Consider the following 24704-nt stretch of genomic DNA (forward strand, 5'->3'; position numbering starts at 1 on the left):
TATACCACCCTGTCCCTACTTTGTCAACAGGTTTCTATAATAGTCACTCCGAGTTTTAAAGTTTTCTTAAGGTTCATAAAAACGCCATAAACACCTGATTTCCGAAATCCTGGCCATGATCTGTCAGTCGGAGTACCGACTCCTCACGAACCAGTAATTCTGCCTTAATTAACCCCTCAATGGTCTTTTCATAAACTCTAAAAAAACTTTTTTCAAACCGCTTCTGAAAAATCCGGTCATCAATGCCCCCTAGTTTTCGCAGCCCCAGCAGCATCCAGTCCGCCATGATCTGCTCCTTTGTTAAAGCCGGCTCAGCTTCCCCGGGATTCTGGTTTTGCTCCACCAAAGAACAGTACTCATCAAGATCCGTGGCATTCCCATAGCGGGCCCCATGATAAAAACCATGGGCCCCCAGCCCGAATCCCAAGTAAGGCACCAACTCCCAGTATTTAAGATTATGGCGGCTTTCATAACCGGGTTTGGCATAGCTGGATATCTCGTAGTGATCATACCCCTTTGATCTTAAATAGCTATCCACGGTCCAGTGCATCAAGCGCTCCTGATCCTCAGATGGCAGCGTGATTTCACCACGGGCTTCCCGACGGGTCAGCGGGGTTCCCTCCTCAAGAATCAAACTGTAACAGGACAAATGGGGTGGCGCAAAATCCATCAGTGCTGCCATTGTTTCAATAACATCTTTGACCTGTTGGCCGGGAAGACCGTACATCACATCCACACTGATGTTTTCAAAACCAGCTTTCTTTAGATATCCCATGCTGTCAATAAAATCCTGCTGCCGGTGAATTCGGCCCAGGCTTTTCAGTAAAGAATCCTGCCAGGCCTGTAAACCCATACTCACTCGATTAAACCCCATGGCCTTATACAACAAGGCTTTTTCAGGGGTTAAGGTTCCGGGGTTGATTTCGATGGTTTGTTCAACCATTGCTGAAACCGAAAAGACTTCCCGGAGAAGCCCCAGGGTTTGTCGGACATATTCCGGATTCACCGCCGACGGCGTTCCGCCACCAAAATAAATGGTGTCCACCACCGGAATGGAACTGTCCCTATTGCGCTTTGAAAATCCTTCGATTTCTTTCTGCAGCGCTTTGAAATAGCGTTTAATATCGGCATCACAGGCGTTTCCAAACGAAGGGAAATCACAGTAATCGCATTTTTTCACACAAAAGGGAATATGACAGTAAATTCCCAGCGAATTTATATCATGATTCATTTTTCACCTCGACCATTTTTAAAGACTTTTTTTCTTAATAATATGTTATAATAATACCATAACAATTACTGAAAAAACGTTGATGAAAGGAAATTATTGATGAAAAAAAAATTAGGAATAGCACTGATCATTGGCGTTGCCGCAGGTATCCCAGCTTTTATTCTTGGACGAAAACGACGTTACCGGAAAAATTTTGAGGAAGCCTATGCCAAAGGCATCGCCGAAACCACGATTAAAAACCCAACTGGACCCATATCCCCAACCGGCACACCACTTTACAATTTTAAAGACGAGGAAAACCTTATCTTTTGTGATGAAACCCAATTGGCAAAACGCCTCATCCAACTGGAAAATTCCATTAATATCCGTGACATTGGTGGATACACCGGTCATGAAGGGCGTAAAGTCAAATGGCGCAAAGTCATCCGTAGCGAAGAGCTGGCCCATCTGTCCGACAAAGATGTTGCCTATTTTGAAGATCTCGATTTAAAGCATGCCTTTGACTTTCGAAATAAAAGAAAGGCCGATCAACAGGTAGATCGGCTACCGGAGTCCACCGAGTATCACCTCATCCCAATTTTTGATTCCTTTAATCAGGGCATCAGCGAAATGGATTTTACCCAACCTGGATCCGTGGACACCTTCATGCGGGCCATTTACAAAATTCAAACCGAAGACCGGGCCCAATGCTTTGCCGAGGTTCTCAAGGTTTTAACCGAGCCCTCTGAATTTCCTATTCTTTATCATTGCACCAACGGAAAAGACCGCACCGGATTTATGACTTACCTAATTCTGAGCCTTCTGGGGGTTGCTGAGGAAACCATTATTTCCGACTACACCCTGACGAACCTGACCTTTGATGAGAGCTACCTTCTTTTAGGCAACATCATGTCCGAAGAACTCGGGGTTGAGAACCATCATCTTTGGGAATTCTATGGCGTGAAACCCGCCTGGCTTCAGATTTCTATCCTCTATATAAAAGAAAACTTTGGCACTGTCGAAGAATACCTGCTCAGCGAAACCGACCTCACCACCGAAGATTTCGAAAAAATCCGAGAAAATCTTCTGGAGAAATAAACTATTTGTCAAGTACTACATCCTGTGCTTTACTACAGGTTTATATAAAGCAATTTCTACACTCTACGTCGGACACTCTCCGAGATGTCCGCCTCGACGTTACGAAATTGATTATATAAACATGCATCAAAGCTCATCATACTTTTTTACACAAATAGTCAATTACTTCTTCAGAAAACAAACTACATTGCTTGGTTGTCTTTTTCTATAAACAATTGTTGTAGCGTTCTAGGCGAACTGTTCAGAGAAATGTCCGCCGTAAAACGGAAAAATTGTTTCATAGAAACAGACAGCGAAGCTCACCACAATTTTGCAATCACCCAAAAACAAAAATCAAGGAGGACCCGCCCATGCAAATGGAAGAACGAGGAAGAATCGCCAGGGATGCCAGCATTCCTTTGGCCGCCACCGATGGCGAAACCCGCAATGCCGGACTCTTGGCCATTGCCAAAGGACTAAAGGAAAACACTGCTGCCATCATTGCCGCCAACAATGCCGATATGGCCAGAAGTCAGGCCGAAAATCTTGGCGCACCGCTGCTCAAACGCCTAACCTTTGATGCTGATAAAATCAACGACGTAATTCAGGGCATTCACAGCCTCATCGAACTCGACAATCCTCTGGGCGCCACCAAAATGGCCACCCAATTGGATGAAGGCCTGGATCTTTACAAGGTCACCTGTCCCATCGGTGTCATCGGCGTTATTTTCGAATCCCGTCCCGATGCCTTTATTCAGATTTCCACCCTCTGCCTGAAAAGCGGCAACAGTGTTCTTTTAAAAGGCGGCCGGGAAGCCCTGGAAACCAACCGCATTCTCTGCAAAACCATCCAGGATGCCACCAGAACTGCCGGCATTCCCGAAGGCTGGATCCAAAACCTGGAAACCCGTGAAGACGTCACTGCCATGCTGGCCCTGGATCAGTACATCGATTTAATCATCCCCAGAGGCTCCAACGACTTTGTCAAATACATTATGAATAACTCAAACATTCCGGTTATGGGCCATGCCGATGGCATCTGCCATGTCTACGTCCATGAAGATGCCGATCTCAAGCAAGCCGTTGATATCATCGTGGATTCCAAAACCCAATATGTCGCTGCCTGCAATACCCTGGAAACCCTGCTGGTCAACGAACAGGCTGCCGCAACCCTGCTCCCCCTCCTAAAGGCTGCCCTTGATAACAAAGAGGTGCGGATTAAAGGCGATGCTGCAGTGCGCAACATCATTTCCGCGGAAACCGCTACCGATGAGGATTGGAAAACCGAATACCTGGATTATATTCTTGCCATTCGCATCGTTCCCTCATTAGCCGCCGCCATTGACCACATCAACACCTATGGTTCCGGCCACACCGACGTCATCCTTTCGACTACCGAAGCAGCAGCCAAAACCTTTATGACCCTGGTGGATTCCGCCGGAGTTTTCTGGAACTGCTCCACCCGTTTCAGCGACGGCTTCCGTTTCGGCTTCGGCGCCGAAGTCGGCATCAGCACCGCCAAGCTCCACGCCCGAGGACCTGTGGGACTGGACGGACTGCTGAGCTACAAATACAAACTCCTGGGCCACGGCCAATGCGTCACCGATTACGCCAGCGGCAAAAGCCACTTCACCCATCTCCCCAGCGAAGAAGATTGCCCCATATAACATTAACGTAATGTGACAAACATCTTTGCGGATTTTTATTTTATCATGTTGTGTGCATCAAGGCGAACAGTCGATAGACTGTACGAATTGCAGCACACGACGATAAATAAATGTCCGCAAAGTGGTTTGTCGACACGCTACAGCAATGCTCACAATACTAATGCAATTATCTACTATTTTAAAGATGAGAGGTGTATTATGAAATCGAAAAAAATGTTGTTGTTTGTTCTGGTACTGCTGGCCGCAATCGGCTTGTCCGGTTGTGGAAATTCCACCGAAATGAAAAACCCCATGGTTGAACGATCATCCCTGGCCGAGATTCAAACCGCTTTGGGTTTCACCTTCGATAGCCTGCCAAATAATATCAGCAACCTCAAACTTTACACCATTGCCGATACCACCGCCCAGGCGGATTTCACCCTGAGCAGCGTCGGCTATACCGCCCGTAAAGCCAGGCTGACCACCACTGACATCAGCGGCGTCTACGACAAATTTGCCGAAACCCGCACCGTTCCCAACGCCAACGGAATCCCGGTCCTCTACCAATACAATCCCGGCGAAGCCGGCCTGGCCACCTGGTCCACCACCGACTTCACCTATTCCCTCTACTGCCCCGCCGGCTTCAGCAACACCCTAATGCAAGGTGTCGTCGACCAGATCCAGTAGCACAAAAAAAGAGGCTCTCAAGCCTCTTTTTTTTTAAACTAACGCAGTACAGACAATTGTTACATCGTGTTGTGTGCATCAAGGCGAACAGTCGCTAGACTGTCCGAATTGCGGATGGCAACGAGCCAATCACAAGCTCGCTTGTAGTTGGCGACTGCCTGCGAACCACGAGAAAAAAGCGGAGCGCATTTCTCGTGGTTGAAGCACACAACTGATTAACATTTGTCGGTACGGTAGTATCAATATCCCCCAGAGGCTTACGCCTCTTTTTTGATTACTTCTCTGGGATTGTCCTTAATTTTCCGGGAAGAAAAGCGCTTGAAGATGTTCGACTTTTTTGATGACTGATAATTTTTGGTGTCGCTGAGGATGCAGCCGACAATATTGGCGCCGACGCCTTCCAGAATATTGGTTGTTTTAATGAGCATATCCAGGCCGCTTTCTTCCTGGCGTACTACAAGCATAACACCATCCACATATTTCGACCACATCGCTGCGTCACTGAGAATAAAAGCCGGCGGTGAATCGATGACTACATAATCAAACTCATTCTCCAACAGCGGCATCATTTCACTGATATCATTTTCATTGATAGTGATACCACTTCTGTTTTCCTCGGGCTTCAACGGCATCACATACAAATCCATCCCCGGTATTTTAGCAATGAGGTCTTTCTGCACAATCCCATCTTTTTTCAGATCTGTAAATGTTTGTTTGATCGCCAGACGCTTGAACACCTTGGATTTAGGAGTATCCCCTTCCATAAAAAGCACCGTGGCTCCCGCACTTGCCAGCACCAATGAAAGATTAACCGAAACCGTTGTTTTTCCGTCATCCTCCATAGCACTGGTCAATAAAAAGGTTTTAAAATTTGTTTTCACTTTCATATTTTTCACATGGATTCCCAGCCGTTTGAATGCTTCAACATAGGGCACCCCAACCTCAGGATCCGTGATCAATTGTGTTTTCATGCGATCTTCCAAATCCCGATTTCTGGGGATTTCTCCCAGAACACTCAGCCGCAGGTTTTCATTAATTTCCTTTGCCCCTCTGATTTTAGGAAACAAAATTCTTAATCCAATGACAATTAATACCCCCATCATTATTCCCAGAATGGCTCCTATTGCCGTATTTTTCAAATATTCCGGCGGATCCGGAACCACCGGCATTTTGGCAAAATCCAAAGTGTTAAAGGTCCCCCGATTCATGGTCTCAGCAATAACACCCGGAGCTATCTTAACTATGGCATTAGCGGTGTCCATGGCAATCTGGGGATTTAAATCTGATACCGCAATATTAATAATCCCGGAATTTTTGGGCGACGTAATAACAATATAATCTCTCAAAATCTCAAGATCAACGGTTCTTTTTGTTTCCGCAACCACCTTTTCCAAAACATTGTCACTGATCAAAATCGGACTGTAAGTATCTACCATGCTCACATCATAGGACCGCTCGGTATTAAGTGCCATACTGGCATTGGCGGTGTACAGGGGAACATAGGTTATCCGGGTAATAAAATAGGCCGCAGCTCCCATTAACAGACCAAAAACAAGAACCAGCCACCATTTTTTAGCAATTGCGTGAACAATATCCCCAATGCCAATTTCTTCTTTACCAGTTCTTGACCGGTGCTCTATAAAACCATTATTTGCGTTCATCATTTCCTCGACGCCTCCTTGCAATTCAGTTTATTATAACTTACAAACCAATCCGAAAATTTCTGCAACCCTTGTTCAATGGATATCTTTGGTTTGAATCCCACTGCCTTTTCCAACGCCTCAGTCGATGCATAGGTAGTCGATACATCCCCGGGTTTTAAAGGTTCAAATTTCTTTTTAAAGACAACCTCTCGACCGGTTGAGCGACTCAGACATTTTTCCAATGTCTCAATAAAAACCATCAGCCTGACCGGCCGACTATTTCCGATATTAAAAAGATTGTAGGGCACTTCCCCGGTTGGCGGTTTAGGCAGCAACCGGATAATTCCCTCAATAATATCATCAATATAGGTGAAATCCCGATATAAATCATGTTCAAAATCACCGTTGTTGAATATTTCAATGGCTTCCCCGGTAAAATACCGTTCGGTAAATTGATAATAAGCCATATCAGGGCGGCCCAATGGTCCATAGACCGTAAAAAAACGAAGCCCGGTTGCCGGAATCTTATAAAGATGACTGTAGGTATACGCCATTGTCTCATTGGCTTTTTTAGTGGCACCATAAAGAGAAATGGGATAATCCACAACATCGGTTTCTTCAAAGGGCACCTTACTGTTTAACCCGTAAACAGAACTTGAGGATGCGTACACCAGGTGCTCAACCGGATAATGGCGACAGGCTTCCAGAATGTTGAAAAAACCAACAACGTTGCTCTTGATATACACATCCGGATTTTCAATGGAATACCGTACCCCGGCCTGGGCAGCCAGGTTGATCACAATGTCAGGATGAAACTGTTGAAAGACCTCATAAACCATTGTCTTGTCAGCTATGTCTCCTTTAATAAATGAAAACTTCTCAAATGCCTCAAGCTGTTCAAGACGGCTAACCTTTAACCGCACATCGTAATAATCATTCATATTATCGATTCCGATGACCTGACACTCCTGATCCAATAGTTTTTTTGCTAAAAAATATCCAATGAAACCTGCTGCCCCAGTGATAAGATAAACCGTACTCGTTTCATTTCTCATGGTTACCCCTCTTCTTTCCTGCTAAACAATATGAATAAAAACAATTATTTTCTACCGATGGAATAATATTCCACCCCTTCTTTTTTCATTTCCTTCGGATCGTAAAGATTACGTCCGTCATATACCAAAGGCGTTCGCATAAGGTCAGCATATACGTTGGGTTTGATGCTTTTAATCGAATCCCACTCTGTAAACAAAAAGCAAACATTCGCCTTTTCAAGTGCCAACTCGATACTGTTCACGTAAGTGATGCTGCCATTGTCATTAATACCTTCCGGAAATTTTGCGCTAAAGTTATTTTGTGCTACCGGGTCGTAGGCGAAAATATCGGCGCCCTGTTCTAAAAGCAACGGAATATTCAACAACGACGGTGCTTCTCTAAGATCATCGGTTCCGGGTTTAAAACTCAGTCCCAGAACTGCCACCTTTAACCGGTGAAAGGTAATCAGCCGTTTACAGGCTTTTTTATAGAGCATGGTCTTTTGATCATTATTTACATCAATGGCCGCTTTCACCGTCCGCAACTCATAGCCATTTTCCCGGGCTAAATAATCCAGGGCTTTGGTGTCCTTGGGGAAACAGGAACCCCCATAACCAATGCCGGCATCTAAAAACCGGTTTCCAATACGGTCATCAAAACTCATCCCCAAAGCTACCTCCTGAACGTCGGCCCCGACCAGTTCACAGAGGTTTGCAATATCGTTCATATAAGATATTTTGAGTGCCAGAAAGTCATTGCTGGCGTATTTGATCATTTCGGCACTCCGGCGGCTAACCGCCACCACCGGCAGATGAAAAGGTTCATAAATCTCCATTAATAGTTTCTCGGCCTTCGCACTTTCAATTCCAATAATGATTCGCGGCGCCTCCAAGGTGTTTTTAACCGCAGTTCCCTGAGCTAAAAATTCTGGATTTGAGGCAACCTCTATCTTAACATCATGGACCAGAAAATCTTTAATAAATTGTTCCACCTTATCATTAGTGCCGATAGGCACCGTGGATTTAACAACCACCAGACAATCTTTAAGCACACTTTCAGCAATTTGGCGGGCCACGGTTGCGATAATACTGAGATTGGCGGAACCATTGCCTTGTTCCGGTGTCCCCACACCAATAAAAATAGCATCCGCATTTTCATAAGCCAACCTATAATCCGTGGTATACTCCAGTCGACCGGCCTCATAATTTTTCTGCATAAGCGCTTCCAGACCCTCTTCATAAATAGGCGAACGTCCGGATTTCATCAGCTTTATTTTCGCCTCATCAATGTCCACACAGGTTACCTGATGTCCCACTTCCGCAAAACACACCCCTGCCACCAACCCAACATATCCTGTTCCTGCAACTGCCAGATTAAGCATAATTCCCCTTCCCTTTTCAATAGCATTCCAGCTATGAGCGGTTAATATTCAGCTTGCGCACCACCCCAAATAAATCTCTGCGCATAGTTGGATACAGACATAATATTCCAAAATAAAAAACAATACAGATAAAAATCGAGGTAAAACTCCATAAGTAACTGGAACTCACTTGCTTTAATAAAAATCCCACGAATCCCATCGCGATTGATGCCACTGCTGTGGGAATGACATTTCGGAAAGTTTTCAACACCGGAATGGCGATGACATATTTCATAATGATAAGATCCACCACAATGGCTTGAAACCGAATCAACGATCTGGCATATACCAGTGGCCAAAAACCGTACTGGGCGCTGATGATACACACCGGCACCAAAAAGATCAAATGAATAATTTGAACCACAAATGAAAGCCTTGGTCGCCCTTTGGCCCTGAATACCTCACTGCAGAAATAGCCGAAGACAATCATGATGGCACTGGTAAGCGCCCATACCCCGATAACATTACTTGCTTCACTCCATTGATCTCCCAGAAGTACTGCCGTCACCAGATCACTGTACAAAAACACACCGACACCCAAAGGGAATACAAAAACCGAGACCATTCTCTGGGTAATAAAATACATATTCATAAATTCTTTGTGATCATTTTGCAATCGGGATAAAGCCGAGTACAAAACGGGTATGGTAGCGCCGGTAATCAGTGTCATAAAGGAATTCACCATCATGATGGCAGTCTTATAAAGACCCAGATAATACTGATTAAAAACACTACCGATAATAAAAGCATCCACCCACATTGTAAACCAGATTGAGATGGCTTCAAGCAACGACCAGATGCTAAATGACAGCATCTCTTTTAATATTTTAAGATCATAGAAAAATCCGGGCTTCCACTTGGACTTAAAAGTTAAAATAACGGCATTTGAAATCTGGATAATAACTGATCCAATAATCAGTGCCCAATAGCTTAAACCCATCAAGGCCAGTGGAATGGTAATAACAAAAGGAATGGCGATTCCTACCATTCGCACCATAAATAGGGTCTTAAAGTCAAAATCCCGGTGGTACAGCGCCATTTGAATACTTGAAAAAGCGGTGAGCGGCAATTGAACACTGGAAATGGCAATCACAAAGCCCAGATTCGGACTTCCAACCAGGGTTGCGATCTGTTCGGAAAATAATATGATTAAGCCCATCAGCAAAAACGATAATATTAAGTTTGTCCAGAATGCCACATTAACATTTTTGACCTTTTCAGCCTCATCATTGAATTCGTGCTGTACCAGATATTTCTGAAAGCCTGCATCAGTAAACATATCCGCAAAACTGATGATCATAGTGATGGTGGCGACCACACCAAAGGCCTCCGGCACAAGGATTCTGACTAGAATAATATTGGTAACAGGACTCACTAACTTTGCAGCTATTTCCGTAATGTATGACCATTTTGTAGCATTCGCAACCTTATTGTTGAAATTGCTGTTTTCCATTTTCAGTCCCCCCTTTGTCTGGGTCATTGGAATTATCCTTTGCTTTCAGTTCGTTTTTCAGGTTTTTAAGGGCAGCTTAATGAAATTTCCCAGGAGCATATCATCATTTTCATTCTCAAACGGTTCTAATCCGGACCCCTGATAAAATGTAATTTCCCCAAAATAGAGCTTATCTTGTACAATAAACCAGTCAATGCGAACATGGCTCATATCCCTGGCTAACGTTTCCGACAATTCGATCATCTTATCAAATTTATGTGGTTTTTCATGAGTCCAATTAGAGGGTTCATAATACTGGGTTATCCCAGTTTTATGCCATTCCTTATCATAGAAATCTTTTTGATGATTGCCAAATCGATCCATATGCACCACAATCAATTTTGCTACGCCATTAAAACAGAGAACCTTATAGTCATCCGGTACTTCATTCTCTTCCGAAATAAATTTTTCGCAGATTATTCGGGGTTTCACATTTTTATAGGGCCATTCCCGATGAACCCAATAATACCGCCTTTTCATCCAACCATTAACATCTTTCCTAAGCTGCTGATAATCGATTGTTGACTTATCACGGCAAATATACACGTCGCCTGAGGTATGATTGGGTTTTAAGACAAATTGATCGGGCAACACAGCAAAATCAATGTCATCAAAATTATTATATACTCCCAGCAGAGGAATCAGAAAATCCGCGCCGATGGTTTTCTTAATATAATTCTTCACTTCATACTTATCAACCATTTGAGTGTATTCAGGCTTTCGGTCGTACAGTTTTAACCATTGGATTTTTTCGTTATATGTTACAGGATTATCCAAATTCAACGCTTTCCCAAAATAGTTTCGGTATTGGAGTTTCAAATATAATCGATCCGGGACAAAAACCTGAACCATTGGCAGGTGCCATAGATATGATATGCTTTCCTTAATCTGTTGAATCTTTCGTTTCTCTATCATTGTGTCACCTCCTCAATATTTTTTTCTTTAACCATATCAGGTCATTCAAATCCACTTACAATTACTCAGCCTCATTTCAGTTTTTTATCGGCAGGTTAATGAAATTTCCCAGGAGCATATCATTTTCCTCATCATCAAAGGGTTCAAACCCAGCCCCGTCAAAAAAGGTAATTTCCCCAAAATAGAGCTTATCCTGAACAATAAACCAGTCAATGCGAACATGATTCATTTCCCGAGCTAAGGTTTCAGACATCGCAATCATCTGATCAAACGCTCTTGGTTTCTCCAGCCTTTGATCAGAGGTGTTAAAACCCTGAGATATTTTCATCTTATGCCATTTTCCATTATAAAAATCCTGGTGATGATTTCCAAATCGGTCACTATGCACTTCAATCAATTTTGCTTTTCCATTAAAACAGAGCACCTTATAGTCATCCGGTACAGTATCATTTTCTGAAATAAATTGCTCACAGATTATCCGGGGTTTCACATTCTTATAGGGCCATTCCCGGTGAACCCAAAAATACTGTCTTTTCAACCACCCATCAACATCACTCTTGAGCTGCTGATAATCGATTGTTGATTTATCCCGGCAGATATACACATTTCCTGAGGTATGATTCGGTTTTAAGACAAATTGATCGGGCAACACAGCAAAATCAATGTCATCAAAATTATTGTATACCCCCAGCAGAGGAATCAGAAAATCCGCGCCGATGGTTTCCTTAATATAGTTCTTCACTTCATATTTATCAACCATTTGAGTGTATTCAGGCTTTCGGTCGTACAGTTTAAGCCATTGGAGTTTTTCGTTAAATGTTACGGGATTATCCAAGTTCAGCTCTTTCCCAAAGTAGTGTCGGTATTGGAGCTTCAGATAAAATCGATCCGGTACAAAAAACTGAATCGCCGGCAGATGCCATAGGTGTAAAAAGCTTGCCTTAATCCTTGGTATTTTTTTTTTCCCTGTCATTGTTTCACTTCCTCAATAAATTATTTCTTTAACTACATGGGGATAGTCGATTTCCGTGGAAATATTTGGCTTTTTATTTAGTTCATAGCCACTTAGTATTAATATAAACAGAATAATAAATATTCTGTCAAAATAGGATACAAAAGCATACTCCATTACCATCATAATCAATAAACTGACAAACAAAAATCCATTGATCTTATTAAGGTTTCGGTTAATAAACAGCTTGATGAGCATGTAAACCCGAAAACCATAAAAGAAAAACAAGGCCGGAATACCGCCTGAAAATAAGAGTTCAATATAATTATTATGAGAATACGTTCGATAGGCATCGGGTAAATACCTAAAGTTATCCAATCCGAATCCTGTCCAGGGCCTTAGCAAAAAATAATCCCAGCCCAGTTCAATGTAGGAACTTCTGCTATTTGAAGAGGCATCCCCTGTTTCTCCCCCCATAACCATACCCACCAGGGATTCCACCCGCTGGCCCATAATGTCGTAAAACATAGGGACATTAATGATGATCTGATACAGGCCAAATACAACGATTAGTGAAATGATGATGTTTTTAAATTTTTTGTCAGAACCCAATAAAAAGTTCATCAGAGGAGTTCCCAGCACCACTAACAAAATCCCTTTTTTTGAACCGGTTAACAGGACCACCAAAATCAACCAGAACATTGCCACCAGAGTTGTCTGATTTTTGGTATTGTTATATTTATAAAGATAGATTAAATAGGCAAAACCAGCGATTAAAGCAATACTGTTTGGACTAAAGCTAACCGGTTTTCCTAAAACAGTAAAACCCACATTCGAGCCCAACCTAACGCTCAGAATACTCTGAAATGACAGTATCATAATGAAAATCGTCAAGATAACTGACATTGCCGCAAAAACATCCAGGCTTTCTTCGAGGTTGTCATAAATCACAACATAATTGTAAATGGCCAACGCCATAATAAAATTGATGACCAGGGTTTTTGTCATGGCTAAAGAGGTTTCCGAATTAATGGATATTCCGTAAACAGAAAAGATATAGCTCTGAATTATAAATAAAAGGGCAAAAATAAAGTAAACACTAAAGCAAAATCGTTTCTCGGTTATGCACACCAAAACAGTCATGATACACATCAATACAATCGCAACCTGACTGATGATGGTATAATCAAAAAATAGCTGGCTCAGCACAAGAACTGCAAAAACCCACTTCGTATACAATGTAAGTAACACTTTTTGTCTGTTTATCATTTTCTCACCATCCCCATACAATTATGCTGCTGATTCGCTAATCCAAACAATGCTGATTTAGATAACTCATCCAGTTTTTTCCGACAATCTTTACATCCAGTTCTTTCCCAATGTTCGACGCATTTTTGCCAAGAGCCTCGGGAAGCACTTTGGAATCCGCAAGTCTGGCCATAGCAGCACTCAGTGCGATTTCATCCCCCACCGGAACAAGCAATCCGTTGCTGCCATCCTTAATCAAAGCCCCTGGCCCACCGCTGGGACAATCGGTTGAAATAACAGGTACCCCCATTGCCATGGCTTCAATGACCACATTGGGCATCCCCTCATAATCAGAGCTAAGCACAAACATTGCTGCCCCCCGAATCTTTTCCAGCAGTTCCGAGGTGACCCCAGGAAAGCTGACGGCCGCTTCGGGTAAAAGGCCCCGGGCCAACTTTTCCAGTTCTTCCTGTAATTCGCCCTCACCGTAAATGGTCAACACATAATCCGGATGGTTTTCATAAAATAAAGCAAAGGCCCGGATTAACAACGGGAAATTCTTTTGTTTATTCATTCTTCCCACCCCAACAATTTCGTTTCGTTTCGCCCCGCAAAAGGGTTTGGGAAGGCGTCCCAAATCAAGCGGATTAGGCAAAACAATACTCTTGTTACGAATATGCAGCGGGAAAAAGTCTCTGGCCTGGTCGGTCTGGAAAACAAAACCGGTGGCAAAAGGATACATCAGCCTGCGAAACAATCGGGAGCCCTTCCGCCAGGGCATTACCCTGGGGTTGTTGCGCTCGGATATAATCACCGGTATCCCCGTTCCCCACAATGCAGGGATCACAAAGATCCCAATCTCCTCAGGCATGGCCAGCACAATATCCGGTTTGATCGCCTGTACCAGCCGCCGGACCTCCCCATATTTTAAAATCTTATCCAACCGTCGATTTTGCGATACTTTACCAATCGCATGGAGGACGGTTGCCGCCGGGAGCTCATAGGCCGCCGGTCCATTATTAAGAGTAATAATCGCACACTCGGTTTTTTTTTCGGTCATATACTTGACCAATTGCGCAATGACCCGCTCGGCACCCCCGGCCTCCATGCTTCGTGTTATAAAAACGACTTTCATTCCGTGGCCCCCACCTTCTCATGACTCATAATGAATGTTTGGTATAATTCTTTCAGATACCTGGCATTATCCCCAATACTATAGCCTGAATCGATGATTCTCGGGATGGTTTCCTGACTGTGTTCCGCCCGATTGATCACAGGGCTGGCCTTAATAATATTTGCCCATTCCGCTGGGGTTTTCTCCAACGGAATGAATTGAACCAAATCGGTAATGGCCGACTCCCGGGCCACCGCATCGGAAGCAAAACAGGGCAGACACGCGGTCTGGGCCTCAACCAAAGTCAGCGGAAAGCCTTCAAAAAGAGAGGGCATGACCATCATATCCATGGCCTGGAGCAGCTGTGGCACCGCAAGGGTTTTTCCGGTGAAAATAACTGCATCAGCAAGCCCCAGATCCCGGACCTTTTCCTCCATCAAAGCTCTGCGTTCGCCATCCCCAATCAGTATTAACCGATAAGTATGATCCAATTGATAGAGGGCATGAAAGATGTCAATCAGATAACCATGATTTTTAACTTCACTGAAGTAACCGATATGGCCGATTACTTTTTTGCCGTTTAAATTGTATTTATTCCGATAAAGCCGGCGTATTTCCATATCATAGGAATATTTTTTGATATCAATCCCATTATTGATAATTTCGAAAGGTTTGTTCCCAAACAACCATTCACCAGCCTTTTGCCCACAGGCGAAAGCATTTGTGTAATTGGCATCGAATACACCCCGAAGCATTTGATGCACCAATTTATGTTTATTTCGGGTATTGTGGCTATGGGGAATGCGCACTCCTGCGCCGCCTCTTCGCGCGGCGACCATTTCCAATGCCAGGGTGCAGCTGTTGCCGTGGGCATGGACAATGTCATAGTTGTTCTCCTTAATAATTTGTGATAATTCATTCATGTAGGCAAAGGGCTTTTTCGTTCTCCCTCTCAGTTCAAAAATACGGCTGCCAGATGACTCCAGTTCCATTCTCAGAGCCTTGCCTATATCATTGGGTATCACAAGATCAATGATCATGTCCGATTTGTCCATTCCCCGATAGTAGTTCATAATCACATTGGTAATCCCATCCAGTTCGAAATACGTTGTGGTGATGTTTAATACTCTCAATTCTTTATGATCCAACACTTTTCACCTACTTTTATTGGCAATTCCAGCCAGCTTCCCATTAAAATATCAAAGGAAGCTGGGGCAATTCTATTAAAACCGGCACCTTTGGTAAATGACAATTCACCAAAAACCACTTTTCCATTAACCTCATACAAATCAACCCGGACATGCAAAAATTCCTTGGATAATTTTCTGGCACACTCCAGCATTTCATCCAAATTTTCAGGTTTCGGGAGTTCTACGCCAAGATCATCTTCCTCTCCCATTTTAACATCGGGCATCAAATTAAAATCAAGATCATAGACATTTGCAGCATCCTTATCCGCTGCCCTTTTGACATGAATAAAGCGGGGTTCCCCATGAAAGCAAAAGAACATATACTCAAACAAGGTATCCCGATCCTCATCCTTTAGGTACTTTTCAACAATGACTCGGGGCTTTTCAACACCGTAATACCATTCCCCATAACACAGCAAAAACTTGGCATTCAACCACTTTTTCAGTAATGCAATGGTTTTTTCCCGATTAAGCAGCCGTTTATTTTCGCAAATGATATTAAAACCTGAACCATGGGTTGCCTTGATGACAAAGGCATCCGGCAATTCATCAAAGGGAATCTCCTCAGGGTCGAATCCTTCCCAGTACAATTCATTTAGCAATGCGCCGCAGCCATGGGATTTGATGTAGTCCCGGACTAAGAATTTATCACTGCATCGTGTCATTAAGGTGTTTCTCTCATACAATTTTATCCACTGTAATTTCTCTGTAAATTTCACAGGATTTTCAAGACTCAGGGTGTAACCGGTTTTTAATTTGTACAGTATTTTTAAATTCAGCTTCGGTGAAATTTTATACAATAGATTCATTGGGGCCAATATCCTACTTTTGACAATATTGTCCACAGACAACACCTCCGGTTAATTAACGCGTTTATTTTTACTTTTTTAGATTGGCAGTGTAAGCCAATTTCCCATTTTAATATCCAGAGCATGTGGTGTGATTTTGCAAAATCCGGCACTTTCCGTAAAGGACAGTTCCCCAAAAATAATATTACCGTTCACATAATAAAAATCAACTCGGACATGCAAAAAGTTTTTCGATAGTTTTCTGGAATACTCCAGCATTTCATCCAATCTATCGGGTTTGAATACCTGGCTTTCAAAATCATGATCATCTTCTCCTATCGAATCGGCCAATAAATTAAAATTAGGATCGTACAGATTAACCCTTGTTTTGTCATCCTTCCAGGTATCAATATAAATAAGCTTTGGTTCGCCATGAAAACAAAAGAATCGATAATCAAATAAAGCACTGCGGTTTCTGTTCTTCAAGTGCTTTTCGATGATAATTCTGGGCGGTTCAACACCATAAAACCATTCCCCATAACAGGGCAGATATTTGCTTTTTAACCACTTTTTCAGTAAAAATCTGGTTTTATTGCGGTTGAGCTTCCATTTGTTTTCACAAATAATATTAAAACTGGAACCATGGGTTGTTTTGATAACAAATTGGTTAGGCAAATCATCAAAGGGAATATCCGCCGGATCAAATCCTTCCCATAACAATGTATTTAGTATTTCTCCACAATCACAGGACTGAACATAATTCCGGACCATATATTTATCACAGCATTTTGTCATGAGCTCATTTTTCTCATATAATTTGATCCACTGGAGTTTCTCCGTGAATGAAACCGGCTGATCCAGATTTAATTTATGCCCTGTTTTTAATTTATACAGTATGCGCAAATCCAGTTTCGGGGAAATGCGATACAATAGATTCATGGGCGTCAGTATCCAATTCTTAGTAATATTATCCATCGTCTTATACCTCGAGTTAAATATGTTAATTTAATTAATGCCCTGATTCGAATTACTCCCTCCCCGGCAGTGTGAGCCAATTTCCCATTTTGACATCCAAAGTATGTGGAGTAATTTTACAAAAACCGGCACTATCCGTAAATGACAACTCACCAAAGATAATTTTTCCGTTGACATAATAAAAATCAACCCGGACATGGATAAAATCCTTTGACAGCTTTCTTGCATATTCGAGCATTTCCTCAAACTTTTCCGGCTTCGAAAGACGTACCGGCAAGTCAGTGCCCCCTCCCATTTTCCCATCTGGTATATAATTAAAATCCATATCATAAAGGTCAACCCCTGTTTTGGGATCTTTCCAGGAGTCGATACAAATAATCTTCGGTTCACCATGAAAACAAAGGAACTTATAATCAAATAAATCATCTGTTTCTTCATTTTTCAAGTATTTGTCCACAACAATCCTGGCTTTTTCGACCCCGTAAAACCATTCCCCATAGCAGGGCAGATATTTAGTTTTCAGCCATTTGTTTAACAAAACCACGGTTTTGTCCCGATCCAGACATTCTTTGTTTTTACAGATAATATTAAAGCCGGAACCATGGGTTATTTTGATGACAAATTGGTTGGGCAAATCATCAAAAGGAATGTCTGCCGGATCAAATCCTTCCCATAACAATTCATTTAATATTTCCCCACAGCCGCGAGACTCAACATAGTTACGAACCCAAAATTTATCACAGCATTTTGTCATGAGATCATTTTTCTCATATAACTTGATCCACTGCAGTTTTTCGGTAAATGAAACCGGCTGATCCAGGTTTAAGCTATGCCCTGTTTTTAATTTGTACAATATTCTCAAATTTAGTTTCGGTGAAATGCGATACAATAGGTTCATGGGTGTCAATATCCAATTTTTAGTTAAATTATCCATCCTCATCCTTCCTCCAAATAATCCCTAGTTATTCTCTGATCGTCTTAACACCACCAATATCCTTTGTTGAAAGCCAGCTTCCCATTTTCACATTAAAGGAATGCGGCAGGATTTTACTGAACCCGGCACTTTGGGTAAACGTCAATTCTCCGAAAATTATTTTTTCATCCACATAATACAAATCGACCCGGACATGGATAAAGCACTTAGATAGCCGTCTTGCATAGTCCAGCATTTCCGGCAAATGTTTGGGTTTTGGAATATCCGATTCCAAATCGTTCTTATAGCTCATTGTGACATCCCGAAAGATGTTGAAATTCACATCATAGACATTGAACAAAGCCCCGTTATTTTTTGGTACTTTCACCCCAATAATTTTAGGCTCGCCATGAAAACAATAGAACCCATAAACAAACAAAGCATTGGTCTGTTGATCAATCAGGTATTTTTCCACAACCACCCGGGGTTTTTCAATACCATAAAACCATTCGCCATAGCAAGGTAAAAACTTGGTTTTAAGCCATTTATTCAGGGTTGCCACAGTTTTATTCCGGTTAAGTTTTTCCTTATCTTCGCAGATAATATTAAAGCTGGACCCGTGGCTGACCTTAATAACAAAGGCGTCCGGCAAGGCATCAAAGGGGATATCGCCAGGATTATAGCCTTCCCACAAAAGTTCGTTCAGCAATTCCCCGCAGCCACAGGAACTGACATATGCACGGACCGAGTATTTGTCACAACATAGAGGCATGAGTTCATTTCTTCCGTACAATTTAATCCACTGTATTTTCTCGGTATATTTCACCGGATGATCCAGATTCAAGGTACACCCTGTTCTAATCTTATACATAAGTTTTAGTTCCAATTTTGGTGAGATTTTATATAAGACATTCATTGGTGCCAATAAGCGATTTTTAGTCAGGGTATTCATGATTTACAATCGGTTAATGAATTCGGTCATATCCGGTAATTTAAGCCAGCTTCCCAATTCCATATCAAATGAACGCGGAATATTGCTAAGCCCCGCACCCTGGGTAAAAGTCAACTCACCAAAAATCACTTTCCCATTCACATCATATAAATCAACCCGAACATGCAAAAAATTCTGTGACAGGATTCTTGCATAATCCAGCATTTCCTCAAAATTATCCGGTTTTTCATTGCTCATCATCACATCATTGTTATAGACCATTTTGGCATCCGGAAGGATATTGAAACAAGGATCATAAAAGTTAAAGATAGTGTCATCGGCTCTTTTTATTTTCACCCCAATGACCCTTGGTTCACCATGGAAACAAAATATCTTATAATCATACAACGCATTTAATTTCGTATCGATGAGGTATTTCTCAACCACCACCCGTGGTTTTTCAACACCGTAAAACCATTCCCCATAGCAGGGCAGAAACTTGGCTTTGAGCCATCTGTTCAAGGTTGCCACGGTTTTTTCACGGTTGAGTTCCTGCTTATTTTTGCAAATGATATTGAAGGTAGACCCATGGGTTACCTTGATCACAAAGGTATCCGGCAAGGTATCAAAGGGAATTTCGGCAGGATCAAAGCCCTCCCAATACAGTTCATTTAATATCTCGCCGCAGCCGGCAGATTCAATAAATTTACGGACTAGATATTTATCGCAGCAGATCGGCATCAGTTTGTTTTTCTCATACAGCTTAATCCATTGGAGCTTCTCATTATACGTAACCGGATTGACCAGATTTAACGCATACCCTAATTTTATTTTAAATAATATTTTCAAATTCAACTGCGGTGAAATTTTATATAATAAATTCATTGGCGCTAATATTCTGTTTTTTGAAATACTGTTCATGCTTAACATCTCCTTTTAATTTTTCACAAACCGTCCGAAATTTTTACGCTATGACCCTTTCATAATAAACTGCTCAATAATCGAAACCACCTGTGAAGGATTCGTGTATTTTTTTTCAATCGGATTTTTTTCCAGGCGCTCGATTGTTTCAAGCAATTCATCCACATCCAAAACGCAGCGCAGGTAGCCCTGATTTTCCAGCACCCCGGCCACCTGGGTTTGATGATCGTCGCTGTGCTCTCCGTATTTAAACAAACGGGGCACCGCAATCACCTGTTTTCCCAGTTTTAAGGCTCCCAGCATGGCACCGGTCCCCCCATGGGTTATAATCAGATCGGCGCGGCTCTGATAAAGCCTGAATTCATCGCTGGATAAATAGGGTTTTGATTCAATATACTTGGGGATGTAGGTGGTTGCCGCCGTTTGGGCAAACACCTCATCTTTTATGAAACCTGCACCCACCAACTCATCAATTTTTTCAATCAGCCGATTAAACTGGAATTTTCGTGAACCCACACATACGAAAATCAATAGATACTCCCCCCATACACCGCATCGGGATAAATGCTTTTTAAAGTCTCCCACTGAACAATGAACAAATCCGCGAATTTATACATGAGCTTTCCCGCTCTGGACCCGTCGTACACCCGTGCAAAAGTCTCAATATAGATCAATTTTTTTCCAAACAGTTTTGCTAAAAAAGCCATGGGCAGAGCCACCAACGTGCCTGTGGTAATCACATAATCCGGTTTCTCCCTAGCCCAAATTCTAATCGATGACAGGGTATTGAGAAACATAATCCCTAAATTTTTAATGTGGCTGGGACGAGTCTGCCTTAAAAAATAATCCGTCGGCACATCGTAATCCGAATTTTCGGTTACCCAAAAAACATCATGATTCTGTGCCAATGGACTTAACATTTTAAGTTGTTCGAAATGCCCGCCTGAGGAAGAAATAAAACAAATTTTAATCGATTTATTCCTGTTGTCTTTCATGACTAACGTCACCTCCATTTAATAGGATTGGATTATTTCCGTTCCCGCTTTTTCATTTCTTTGCCGTATTTTTTAAAAGCCTGGGCCGTAAATCCAAACCAGGGCAAGGGATCCTTCATTGAAAAAATCTGATCCGAAGTGTTTTTCAGACTAAACCAGGATGGCCTGGCTCTAAATCGATCCTTTGACTTTATAAACCAGATCAGATCCGTATGCAGATATCTCAAGCGGATGCCCTCTTTATAATCGGTATACTCAGTCACCCTTTCACCAAAGGTATTTTCCAAAATTAATTGGGCAACATTCATTCCGGCTAAATAGCATATTTTCACATTGGCTGATATTCTGGCATTCACCTCAATGACTTTGGGAATGTTATCCCGGGGATCAACCATTAAATCAACATCACAGTACCCCTGCCAGTTCAGCTCTTTGAGCAAGCGACTGCACATCTCAATAATATCCGGCCGGACAACCGTCATACACAGCGTGCTGGCGCCGCCGTCTACCGGGAACCATCGGCATTTTTCAGCTACCAGGGCCATCTTAATGTCATGGTTGTTATCCAAAAACAAATGGGCATTAAACTGCTTCCCCTTTTGCGGGATGTACTCCTGAATCAGCATGGGTCCCAGGGCTTCATCGGCATCACCCAAGATTTCCACCAGTTTTTCCATATTTGGGGCAATATTAAAACCAATCGAGCCGCAGGCACTTGTGGGTTTGACCACCACCGGGTAACGCATTTCGGCCAGGGACACCGCCGAGCACACATCCAAATAGGTTTTCGGACAGGATATGTTTTTATCCATGCAGACGGCCATGGTATTGGTTTTATCAAAGGCCTGATTAAATACCGCCCAGTCATTCACCCCAATTTTGGCATACCGGCTGAAATAGTCCTTCTCTCTGGCCAACAGACCAGCGGTGAAATCCGACATCGGCACCACCAGATCGTAGTGTTCGGATTTTAGTATTTGGTCAATAGCTTCTCTGGTCCCGGCACTATCATGATCCGAACAGCAATCCACAATTTTCCGGCTGGGATACCGTGACAGATTCCCCACATCCAGGTTACCGTTATTAAGTGTAGTCACCTGACAGCCTAACTCCCGAAAGGCTTTTGCCATCGGCAGGGTCTGTCGGCACGCCCCTTCGGTTAGCAGTACATTCAGTTTACTGTAATTCACATGGTCCCCCGTTCCTACAACAGACTGTTCAAACGACTTCGGTCGATTTGCATGGGACAAATTATTTTATAAGCGGAAAATTTAAGTAATGGCTTTTTATAAAAAGCCATATCCACCGAAACCCGGGCCAGTCCTTTAATCCAACGGGGCATCCAGAGCACCATATTGGCCCACCCGTTTTCCCGATCCGCTTGAATCAACGCTTTGGTATTGTGCCTTTTTTCATCGCAGACATTCACAATGCCGCTGATGGTCTCCCAGGATTTTACCCACTTCACAATCAGAGCGGCGGCATTTTTCGAGGACAAAAACTCATAATCCATCCCATCGCCGATCAGATAACACAGTTCCGGAAAACGAAGGTAATAGCGGCGGCGCATATCATGACGGTCCTCCTCTGAATAAATCGGAGCGAACCGGGCAATGAGATAGGGCTGATCCGGTAATTCCAAAATACTCTGCTCGGCCAGGTATTTTGACCTGGCATAATCGCCAATGGGCTTCGGTTTGGTGCTTTCATTGATGATATCATCGGTAAAACCGTAAACGTCCACGGTACTTGCGAAAAATATCGGTGTTTTTTCAGCGCTGGCACATTCAAAAATTTTACGGCTCATCATGGTATTAACCCGATAATACCGGCTCCAGGAGATGTTCATTCCTTTCAACACATGTGCGATACCCGCTAAATGAATAACATGGGAAAATTCATTTTCTTTGAATATGGCATCCACTTTCAGCCAATTTGTCAGATCAGCAGAAATATAGTTAAACCGCGGGTCCCGGCATTCGCTGGTATCTCCGGTTGCTATGCCGGTGACCTCAAAATTCTCCCGCAGCAGAGCATCCACCACCTGTTTGCCCAATAAGCCATTACTGCCGGTAACCAATACTCTTTTCATTATTTTCCCCCACTTCCTGTTGTTGTCCAAGTGTACAAAACTCAGTGCCCATCGATTGTAAAAGCATAATCACCTTTCTGATTTTTTTAAGATTTCTTTTTCTGCCGACCGAAACACGAAAATTGTCTTTCCAGCCGATTTCTGACGAAAAAGGCAGTTTTGTCTTGGTCAATTCAAAAGGGTGTATATACAGCAAAAAATTATTTTTCTGTTTTGCATACATACTGAGTAGAATATGCAGTGTCCAAAACGGCAGCAATCTCAAATATCCTCCGCCGGAAATCGGTAAATTATATTTTCCGATTTTCAAAGTGGGAATTTCGTATTCAAAAAAGTCTCCATTTTTATAAACCAGATCATCCACACTTTCAAAGCCATTAATATCAAGATTCCGATAAAGCTGATTCTGCTCAAATTTTATATAACTGCTGTCATAGGCGTAACCAACTTTAGAGATGGCATCCAGTTTGTCCCGTTCCATTGAGAAACAAGCGGACCGATAACCTTCTACATCACATTTAATACAATTCTGGATGATTTCTTTGGCTTTTAAGACTTCCGTCTGAAATTCATCGGGATTTTTTTTATACAATAACTCATGATCATACCCGTGACATCCAATCGAATGATTTCTTCTGGCGATTTCCTGGATGATATCATCATTCCGTTCAACCACATTGGCCAGCACAAAAAACGTTGCTTTAATTTGAAACTCATCCAGTAAATCTAAAAAATCGATGATTTCCGGTATGACCTCGACACTTTTATCCGCATCGTACTTTTTAAGATATTCCAGATCATACCATTCTTCCACATCAACTGTTAAATATGTATACTTCATTTGAGCATCTCCCTAATTATTAAAGCTTCTTCAGGATTCAGATCAAAACTGCTACCCGATCTTTAATCACCGGTTGCTTATACACTTTCCATATTTTTATATCGCATGACCCGAAAATCACCAGTATCCCCTTCCACAAGAGCCAATTTTCTTCCAATACCGGTAATAACAGCATCACTGACATATTCAAAGCCAGCTTTTGGTGCGGCCTTCACGCTCTTGGTATTTAATTTATCAACATAATTCCAGGCATAAATATACGAAAGTCCCAAATCATCAAGAACCACATGGTTCAGAATACCCGCTAAACCTCGTCCCCGAAATTGATTTTTAATAAAAATAGGTCCCACAATGATGTCTTTCTTTCCAATAAATCGATACCGTCCATTTCCGCTCTTCTCAACAACGCAATACCCAATATATTCAGTGCCTTCCATCATATAAAAGACTTTGTATCCCACAAAATAAGATAACAAAAAACGAATTCTTTCACGAAAAGTATAGGTTTCCATTTCCAAATAAAATGGTTTAAACATGGTCGGTTTATATTCATAATAGGTAAACCCATCTTTTTCATAAACTTTTTTCATAATTTCCTCCCTATTTTTAATGTCCTTCA

24 protein-coding genes are annotated in these 24704 nt (G+C 42.3%); 3 read left to right on the forward strand and 21 right to left on the reverse strand.

Annotation, left to right across the window (positions count from 1 at the left end; all coding sequences use genetic code 11):
* Positions 1-73 precede the first annotated feature (73 nt).
* Positions 74-1231 carry a radical SAM family heme chaperone HemW gene (gene hemW / locus AKG39_RS08785; RefSeq protein WP_050740016.1) on the reverse strand — a complete coding sequence of 386 codons (1158 nt, stop codon included), beginning with the start codon at positions 1229-1231 and terminating at the stop codon, positions 74-76.
* 99 nt (positions 1232-1330) lie between these two features.
* Here hemW and AKG39_RS08790 point away from each other — a divergent pair, with 99 nt between their 5' ends.
* The 3 genes from AKG39_RS08790 (at position 1331) to AKG39_RS08800 (ending at position 4620) form a co-directional block, all read left to right on the forward strand.
* Entirely contained in the window at positions 1331-2308 is a 978-nt protein-coding gene (locus AKG39_RS08790) for a tyrosine-protein phosphatase (RefSeq protein WP_050740017.1), read from the forward strand.
* A 350-nt stretch (positions 2309-2658) separates the two neighbouring features.
* The gene (locus tag AKG39_RS08795; protein ID WP_050740018.1) at positions 2659-3954 is read left to right on the forward strand and encodes a glutamate-5-semialdehyde dehydrogenase; all 1296 of its coding nucleotides are present in this window, start codon (positions 2659-2661) and stop codon (positions 3952-3954) included.
* 126 nt (positions 3955-4080) lie between these two features.
* Positions 4081-4620: a hypothetical protein gene (locus AKG39_RS08800; RefSeq protein WP_126981223.1), complete on the forward strand. Its 540-nt coding sequence runs from the start codon at positions 4081-4083 to the stop codon at positions 4618-4620.
* Positions 4621-4877: 257 nt separating this feature from the next.
* Here AKG39_RS08800 and AKG39_RS08805 read toward each other — a convergent pair whose 3' ends face one another.
* The 20 genes from AKG39_RS08805 to AKG39_RS08900 all read right to left on the reverse strand — a co-directional run bounded on the left by AKG39_RS08805 (position 4878) and on the right by AKG39_RS08900 (position 24675).
* The gene (locus AKG39_RS08805; protein ID WP_050740020.1) at positions 4878-6284 is read right to left on the reverse strand and encodes a tyrosine-protein kinase domain-containing protein; all 1407 of its coding nucleotides are present in this window, start codon (positions 6282-6284) and stop codon (positions 4878-4880) included.
* Positions 6281-7318 carry an SDR family NAD(P)-dependent oxidoreductase gene (locus tag AKG39_RS08810; protein WP_050740021.1) on the reverse strand — a complete coding sequence of 346 codons (1038 nt, stop codon included), beginning with the start codon at positions 7316-7318 and terminating at the stop codon, positions 6281-6283. Before AKG39_RS08810 ends, AKG39_RS08805 begins: the two co-directional genes overlap by 4 nt.
* A gap of 44 nt (positions 7319-7362) precedes the next feature.
* Positions 7363-8679 (reverse strand): UDP-glucose dehydrogenase family protein, encoded by a 1317-nt coding sequence (locus tag AKG39_RS08815; RefSeq protein WP_050740022.1) that lies wholly within the window; start codon positions 8677-8679, stop codon positions 7363-7365.
* A gap of 31 nt (positions 8680-8710) precedes the next feature.
* Positions 8711-10171, reverse strand: a complete 1461-nt coding sequence (locus AKG39_RS08820; RefSeq protein ID WP_050740038.1) for a lipopolysaccharide biosynthesis protein — start codon at positions 10169-10171, stop codon at positions 8711-8713.
* 57 nt (positions 10172-10228) lie between these two features.
* The gene (locus AKG39_RS08825; RefSeq protein ID WP_050740023.1) at positions 10229-11125 is read right to left on the reverse strand and encodes an ATP-grasp fold amidoligase family protein; all 897 of its coding nucleotides are present in this window, start codon (positions 11123-11125) and stop codon (positions 10229-10231) included.
* 76 nt (positions 11126-11201) lie between these two features.
* Positions 11202-12098 carry an ATP-grasp fold amidoligase family protein gene (locus AKG39_RS08830; protein ID WP_083439478.1) on the reverse strand — a complete coding sequence of 299 codons (897 nt, stop codon included), beginning with the start codon at positions 12096-12098 and terminating at the stop codon, positions 11202-11204.
* 12 nt (positions 12099-12110) lie between these two features.
* Positions 12111-13346 (reverse strand): O-antigen ligase family protein, encoded by a 1236-nt coding sequence (locus AKG39_RS08835; protein WP_050740024.1) that lies wholly within the window; start codon positions 13344-13346, stop codon positions 12111-12113.
* Between the two features lie 37 nt (positions 13347-13383).
* The gene (locus AKG39_RS08840; protein WP_050740025.1) at positions 13384-14460 is read right to left on the reverse strand and encodes a glycosyltransferase; all 1077 of its coding nucleotides are present in this window, start codon (positions 14458-14460) and stop codon (positions 13384-13386) included.
* The gene (locus AKG39_RS08845) at positions 14457-15587 is read right to left on the reverse strand and encodes a glycosyltransferase family 1 protein (RefSeq protein WP_050740026.1); all 1131 of its coding nucleotides are present in this window, start codon (positions 15585-15587) and stop codon (positions 14457-14459) included. Before AKG39_RS08845 ends, AKG39_RS08840 begins: the two co-directional genes overlap by 4 nt.
* Positions 15569-16438, reverse strand: a complete 870-nt coding sequence (locus AKG39_RS08850; protein ID WP_242852582.1) for an ATP-grasp fold amidoligase family protein — start codon at positions 16436-16438, stop codon at positions 15569-15571. The genes AKG39_RS08845 and AKG39_RS08850 overlap by 19 nt, the downstream gene beginning before the upstream one ends.
* A 78-nt stretch (positions 16439-16516) precedes the next feature.
* Positions 16517-17392, reverse strand: coding sequence for an ATP-grasp fold amidoligase family protein (locus AKG39_RS08855; protein WP_050740028.1), 876 nt, complete (start codon positions 17390-17392; stop codon positions 16517-16519).
* A 52-nt stretch (positions 17393-17444) separates the two neighbouring features.
* Positions 17445-18326, reverse strand: a complete 882-nt coding sequence (locus AKG39_RS08860; protein WP_050740029.1) for an ATP-grasp fold amidoligase family protein — start codon at positions 18324-18326, stop codon at positions 17445-17447.
* Between the two features lie 28 nt (positions 18327-18354).
* Positions 18355-19176 carry an ATP-grasp fold amidoligase family protein gene (locus AKG39_RS08865; RefSeq protein WP_242852583.1) on the reverse strand — a complete coding sequence of 274 codons (822 nt, stop codon included), beginning with the start codon at positions 19174-19176 and terminating at the stop codon, positions 18355-18357.
* An 84-nt stretch (positions 19177-19260) separates the two neighbouring features.
* Positions 19261-20157: an ATP-grasp fold amidoligase family protein gene (locus AKG39_RS08870; protein WP_050740031.1), complete on the reverse strand. Its 897-nt coding sequence runs from the start codon at positions 20155-20157 to the stop codon at positions 19261-19263.
* A gap of 48 nt (positions 20158-20205) precedes the next feature.
* Positions 20206-20688 carry a PssE/Cps14G family polysaccharide biosynthesis glycosyltransferase gene (gene pssE, locus AKG39_RS08875; protein WP_050740032.1) on the reverse strand — a complete coding sequence of 161 codons (483 nt, stop codon included), beginning with the start codon at positions 20686-20688 and terminating at the stop codon, positions 20206-20208.
* The gene (pssD, locus tag AKG39_RS08880) at positions 20685-21170 is read right to left on the reverse strand and encodes a PssD/Cps14F family polysaccharide biosynthesis glycosyltransferase (protein WP_050740033.1); all 486 of its coding nucleotides are present in this window, start codon (positions 21168-21170) and stop codon (positions 20685-20687) included. The genes pssE and pssD overlap by 4 nt, the downstream gene beginning before the upstream one ends.
* Positions 21171-21184: 14 nt before the next feature.
* Positions 21185-22342 (reverse strand): carboxylate--amine ligase, encoded by a 1158-nt coding sequence (locus AKG39_RS08885; protein WP_050740034.1) that lies wholly within the window; start codon positions 22340-22342, stop codon positions 21185-21187.
* A gap of 14 nt (positions 22343-22356) precedes the next feature.
* Positions 22357-23244 carry an NAD-dependent epimerase/dehydratase family protein gene (locus tag AKG39_RS08890; protein WP_050740035.1) on the reverse strand — a complete coding sequence of 296 codons (888 nt, stop codon included), beginning with the start codon at positions 23242-23244 and terminating at the stop codon, positions 22357-22359.
* Positions 23216-24085, reverse strand: coding sequence for a polysaccharide deacetylase family protein (locus AKG39_RS08895; RefSeq protein WP_050740036.1), 870 nt, complete (start codon positions 24083-24085; stop codon positions 23216-23218). Before AKG39_RS08895 ends, AKG39_RS08890 begins: the two co-directional genes overlap by 29 nt.
* A 77-nt stretch (positions 24086-24162) precedes the next feature.
* Positions 24163-24675 (reverse strand): GNAT family N-acetyltransferase, encoded by a 513-nt coding sequence (locus tag AKG39_RS08900; RefSeq protein WP_050740037.1) that lies wholly within the window; start codon positions 24673-24675, stop codon positions 24163-24165.
* Positions 24676-24704: the final 29 nt, after the last annotated feature.

The sequence above is a fragment of the Acetobacterium bakii genome (assembly GCF_001263355.1).
GTDB classification, from domain to species: Bacteria; Bacillota; Clostridia; order Eubacteriales; family Eubacteriaceae; genus Acetobacterium; species Acetobacterium bakii.